This window comes from Xanthomarina sp. (assembly GCF_035306705.1).
In the GTDB taxonomy this organism is placed as follows: Bacteria; Bacteroidota; Bacteroidia; order Flavobacteriales; family Flavobacteriaceae; genus Xanthomarina.
On the sequence record NZ_DATGNO010000027.1, the window covers coordinates 1 to 5,867 of the forward strand.

A 5,867-nucleotide genomic window follows, 5' to 3' on the forward strand; every position below is an offset into this window, starting at 1 on the left:
TTAGTCTCTCTTATCTTCTCTTGGTTTTCTATCGTCGCGTCTGTTGTTATCACGTCCACGATTGTTATCACGAGATCCTCTATTGTTGTCTCTACTGTTGTTATCTCTTGGAGGTCTTTCTACAAAACCTTCAGGTTTAGGTAAGATAGCTTTTCTAGATACTTTCTCTTTTTTAGTTCTTGGGTCGAGACCAAAATACTTCACATCAAAAACGTCTCCCATGTTTACTACGTCGGCTACATTTTCTGTGCGTTCCCATGCCAATTCACTTACGTGTAATAACACTTCGTTTCCTGGAGCGTCGATATATTCTACAACGGCACCAAAATCAAGCATTTTAATAACTTTTACTTCGTAAACGCTACCTACTTGTGGTTTGAATAATAAAGAATCTATTTTTTCTAAAACAGCATCAATACCTTCTTGTCCAACTCCTAAAATTTCAACAATACCTTCTTCTGTAATAGGATCTTCATTAATTACAATAGTTGTTTTTGTTGTTTTTTGTAATTCTTGAATTACTTTTCCACCTGGTCCAATAAGCGCACCAATAAATTCGTTAGGAATTCTTCTGGTAATCATTTTTGGAGCGTGTGCTTTTACATCCGCATTTGGAGTAGCAATAGCTTCTGTTAATTTCTCTAAAATATGTAAACGACCATTACGCGCTTGTTTTAGTGCATTCACTAAAATTTCGTACGATAAACCTTTTACTTTAATGTCCATTTGACAAGCTGTAATCCCATCTGCAGTACCAGTAACTTTAAAGTCCATATCTCCTAAGTGATCTTCATCACCTAAAATATCAGATAATACAGCATATTTTCCACTATCAGCGTCAGAAATCAAGCCCATAGCAATTCCAGAAACTGGTTTCTTTAACTGAACTCCAGCATCCATTAACGCCATAGTACCAGCACAAACAGTTGCCATAGAAGACGAACCGTTAGATTCTAATACTTCTGATACAACTCTTACTGTGTAAGGACATTCATCAGGTACCATGCCTTTTAAAGCACGTTGCGCCAAGTTTCCGTGTCCTACTTCACGACGAGACGTTCCACGAATTGGACGCGCTTCACCTGTTGAAAAAGGAGGAAAGTTATAATGTAAATAGAAACGCTCTTCACCTTCAAAAGATGGCATATCTATTTGGTTTGCTTCTCTAGACGTTCCTAAAGTAACTGTAGCTAAAGCTTGAGTTTCTCCACGAGTAAAGATGGCAGAACCGTGAGTAGATGGTAAATAATCTACCTCACACCAGATTGGTCTGATTTCGTCTGTTTTTCTTCCGTCTAAACGTAAACCTTCATTTAAGGTTAAATCGCGAATCGCATCTTTTTCAGCTTTGTAATAGTAGTTAGATACCATGCCGCCATAATCTTCTAATTCTTCTTCAGAAAAAGAAGCTTTTATTTCTTCTTTAATGGCATCAAAAGCAGCACTTCTTTCATGTTTAGCCGATCCAGCTTTTGCAATTGCATACACTTTGTCGTATGCCATATCATGAATTTTCTTCGCTAAATCTTCATCCGTTCTTTCTGGAGCATATTCGCGTACTTCTTTCTTTCCAAAGGCTTCAGCTAATTTTACTTGAGCAGCACATTGTACTTTAATAGCTTCGTGAGCAAATTTAATGGCTTCTGCCATTTCTTCTTCAGAAATCTCATCCATTTCACCTTCAACCATCATCACAGAATCGGCCGAAGCTCCAATCATCATATCGATATCAGATTCTAATAATTGTGCACGTGTTGGATTGATGATAAACTCGCCATTTATACGACCAACTCTAGCTTCAGAGATTGGACATTCAAATGGGAAATCGCTCAACTGAATAGCAGCAGAAGCGGCTAATCCAGCCATAGCGTCTGGCATAACGTCTTCGTCATGAGACATTAATTGAATCATCACTTGAGTTTCTGCATGATAATCGCTAGGGAATAATGGGCGTAAAACACGGTCCACTAAACGCATGGTTAAAACTTCACCATCACTAGGTCTTGCTTCTCTTTTGAAGAAACCACCTGGATAACGCCCAGATGCAGCAAATTTTTCGCGATAATCTACCGTTAAAGGTAAAAAGTCAACATCACTTTGTTTGTAGTTGGAAACAACAGTACATAATAACATACATTTTCCAGATTGTACTACAACCGAACCATGCGCCTGTTTGGCTAACTTTCCGGTTTCGATGGAGATTGTACGTCCATCACCAAGGTCTATGACCTCTTTAAAAACTTTTGGAATCATAATTTTTGTAATTCTAATTAAACATTGGTAGTTGTGTTGTAGTAGTAGTTGTGACCAACGAAAAACTATGAATAGCTTCTTATTTGCGCATGTTATACTCTTACGAATGAGTTGTTTTAAAACAAAAAAAGAGGCGCGAAGCCTCTTAGATTGTGATTATTTTCTTAATCCTAATTCTTTAACAATAGCACGATATCTTAAAACATCTTTCTTTATTAAATAGTCAAGTAGCGCACGACGCTTACCTACTAACATTACTAAAGAACGCTCTGTGTTAAAATCTTTACGATTGGTTTTTAAGTGTCCACTTAAATGATTGATTCTGTACGTGAATAACGCAATTTGACCTTCTGCAGTTCCAGTATCGTTTTTTCCTTTACCGTGTTTTGCGAAAATCTCTTCTTTAACTTCTTTAGATAAATACATTCTAATATTGTTGTAAATGATTGTTATGTATATGAAAGCCTTTCTTTCAAGCTGCAAATATACTACTTTTTCATTAATTGTAATCTTTTGTAAATATTTAATTTTTAGTTTGACTATAATTTTTAGATTGTATCAACACTTTTGTGGATACTTGCAGCTCCTATTGATAGGCGCAACAAGTGATTTTAAACTAAAATAAGTACTGTCTGAAACACAGAAAAAGCGATCTTTTAATTACTAAAAGATCGCTTTTTTTTATTGATTAGATTGAAAATCCTTATTCTCTTAAAGGTTGATTTGTAATCAAATCTATATAGAGATTTACTTTGTTTTTTAAATTTTTTCTATGGGTAATGAAATCCAAAAAGCCATGTTCTAATAAAAACTCGGATGTTTGAAAGCCATCTGGCAAATCTTGTCCTGTGGTGTCTTTTACCACACGAGGTCCAGCAAACCCAATTAAAGCACCTGGTTCGGCAATATTTATATCGCCTAACATAGCAAAGGAAGCTGTGGTTCCTCCAGTAGTTGGATCGGTACATAAGGAGATGTATGGAATCCCAGCATCGGCTAATTGTGCCAATTTAACGGAAGTTTTAGCTAATTGCATTAAGGACAAAGCGGCTTCCATCATTCTGGCGCCTCCAGATTTGGAGATAATCATGAAAGGAATTTTCTTTTTTAAAGAATAATCGGCAGCACGTGTAATTTTCTCACCTACTACAGACCCCATAGAACCTCCAATAAATGAAAAATCCATACAAGCTACCACTAAATCTTTTCCATTGGATTTTCCAACCGCTGTACGAACAGCATCTTTTAATTTGGTTTTTTCCTGAGCAGCTTTTAAACGGTCTGGATATTTTTTAGTATCCTCAAATTTCAAGGGGTCTTTAGATTCCAATTTGGCATCCAATTCCTTAAACTTATTATCGTCGAATAAAATTTCAAAATACTCTTTACTTCCAATTCTTACGTGGTAGCCATCTTCTGGGCTAACGTAAAAATTCTGTTCCAATTCTTTCGTATCTACTATTTTACCAGTAGGAGATTTATACCACAAACCTTTAGGCGTATCCTTTTTTTGATCGGTGGTGGTTTGAATACCTTTTTCTTTTCTTTTAAACCAAGACATATCGATTAACGATTTTAGATTTATGATTAACGATTTTTAGATCTCAAAAATCGCTAGTACTATTGTTAGTTATGAAGGCAAAATTAAACGTTTAATTTGAATTGAACCTTCACACCTTTATAAATTTTATAATGTGTTTACATTATTCAGATCCTCAAAAGCCTTTTTCAGTCGCTCTACAAAGGTGTCTTCACCTTTACGCAACCAAACTCTTGGGTCGTAATATTTCTTGTTTGGAACATCGTTGCCATCCGGATTTCCTATTTGAGATTGTAAATATGCTTCTTTTTCTTTCATATAATCTCGAACACCCGAAGTAAATGCATATTGCATGTCTGTATCGATGTTCATTTTAATAACGCCATAGCTAATAGCTTCGCGAATTTCTTCCACCGAAGATCCAGAACCTCCATGAAATACAAAATCGATGTGATTGTGTCCTACCCCAAATTTATTGGAGACATATTCTTGCGAATTCTTTAGGATTTTTGGAGTTAACTTGACATTTCCAGGTTTGTAAACACCATGTACATTACCAAAAGCTGCTGCAATAGTAAATTGGTTGCTTATTTTGCTTAACTCTTCAAAAGCATAAGCCACTTCTTTTGGTTGGGTATATAATTTAGAATCGTCGACGTCTGTATTGTCAACGCCATCTTCTTCACCTCCAGTAATACCTAATTCTATTTCTAGGGTCATGCCCATTTTACTCATTCTAGATAGGTACTTTTTACAGGTTGCTATATTTTCTTCAAGAGGCTCTTCACTTAAATCAATCATATGAGAGCTATATAGAGGTTTACCGGTTTCTTTAAAATGCTGTTCGCTGGCATCTAATAAGCCATCGATCCAAGGTAGAAGTTTTTTAGCACAATGGTCTGTATGTAAAATAACAGGTACGCCATAAGCTTCGGCCAGTAAATGTATGTGTTTAGCTCCCGCTATACTGCCTAAGATAGCCGCTTGTTGGTTTTCGTTACTTAGTCCTTTTCCAGCATTAAAAACGCCTCCACCATTAGAGAATTGAATAATCACAGGAGCATTTAAATCTCTGGCAGTTTCTAAAACGCCATTGATACTGTTTGATCCAACTACGTTTACAGCTGGTAAAGCAAACCCTTTTTCTTTAGCCAGTTTAAAAATATTTTGAACTTCTTGTCCTGTTGCAACTCCAGGTTTAATGTTATGAGCCATGATTGTTTAATTAAAATGTTAGAACTACAAAAATAAGAAAATTTAATAGCTTAGAATGGGTAATTGATACCTATGTTATAAACAGCCTTAGAAAAGTTGTATTCATTAAACCATCTATCGTTTTCTGGGTAGGAAGGATCGTAGGTTTTAAAACCGATATCGAAACGAAAAACGGCAAAACCAAAATCGTATCTTAATCCGAAGCCAGAGCCGACTGCTATGTCCTTAAGTGATGAGAAATTGGTAAAAGTGGCATTCGGATCTGTAATATCGTCCAAAACGTTCCAAATGTTACCTGTGTCAATAAAAAACGCCCCATTAAATTTACCGAAAAGATTGAAACGGTGTTCTATATTGAAAGCTAGTTTAAGGTTGGCTTCATTAAATTCGTCGTTACTATCCAAGCTTCCAGGTCCAAGGCTATAAGCTGTCCATGCCCGATTGTCGTTAGTTCCTCCAGCAAAGAAACTCTTAGAAAACGGAATGTTGGTCGAGTTGCCATAAGGAATAGCTATCCCAACAAAAGTTCTAATAGCTAACACGTTTTTCTTGCCTAAATCCCAGTGTTTTATATAGTCGAGTTCTGTTTTCACGTATTGTGAATAGGCCACATTAAACAATTCATATTGCCCAGCCGCGTTTTTATCTAAACTTCCAATTTTAGAGATAGCTGAAAATAAATTCCCTGCTAATTCCAATTTAGCTCTAAAAATAGAAAAGGTTTCGTCGTATAAATTCTCTCTATTATCTCTGGTGAAATTAAAATTAGTGGCAAAAATCAAGTTGTTTTCTGTAAGCCTTATTTTTCTTTCATTAATAGAATATACATCACTGTATTCCGGATCTCCAGGTTGTAAAG

At 35.9% G+C, this 5,867-nt stretch carries 5 protein-coding genes; all 5 read right to left on the reverse strand.

From position 1 onward, the window contains the following. Complete coding sequence (locus VKY47_RS02105) at window positions 1-2,253, reverse strand: polyribonucleotide nucleotidyltransferase (RefSeq protein ID WP_324309977.1); 2,253 nt, start codon at window positions 2,251-2,253, stop codon at window positions 1-3. Window positions 2,254-2,409: 156 nt separating this feature from the next. Next, a complete protein-coding gene (rpsO, locus tag VKY47_RS02110; RefSeq protein ID WP_324309983.1) occupies window positions 2,410-2,679 on the reverse strand; it encodes a 30S ribosomal protein S15 in 270 nt (89 codons plus the stop codon). Between the two features lie 277 nt (window positions 2,680-2,956). Continuing rightward, complete coding sequence (gene accD / locus VKY47_RS02115) at window positions 2,957-3,814, reverse strand: acetyl-CoA carboxylase, carboxyltransferase subunit beta (RefSeq protein ID WP_324309979.1); 858 nt, start codon at window positions 3,812-3,814, stop codon at window positions 2,957-2,959. Between the two features lie 126 nt (window positions 3,815-3,940). Further along, on the reverse strand, window positions 3,941-5,008 hold the full coding sequence (gene fbaA / locus VKY47_RS02120) for a class II fructose-bisphosphate aldolase (RefSeq protein WP_324309981.1): 1,068 nt from the start codon (window positions 5,006-5,008) through the stop codon (window positions 3,941-3,943). A 50-nt stretch (window positions 5,009-5,058) separates the two neighbouring features. Beyond that, a partial coding sequence (locus VKY47_RS02125; protein WP_324309982.1) for a BamA/TamA family outer membrane protein occupies window positions 5,059-5,867 on the reverse strand: 809 nt, incomplete at its 5' end.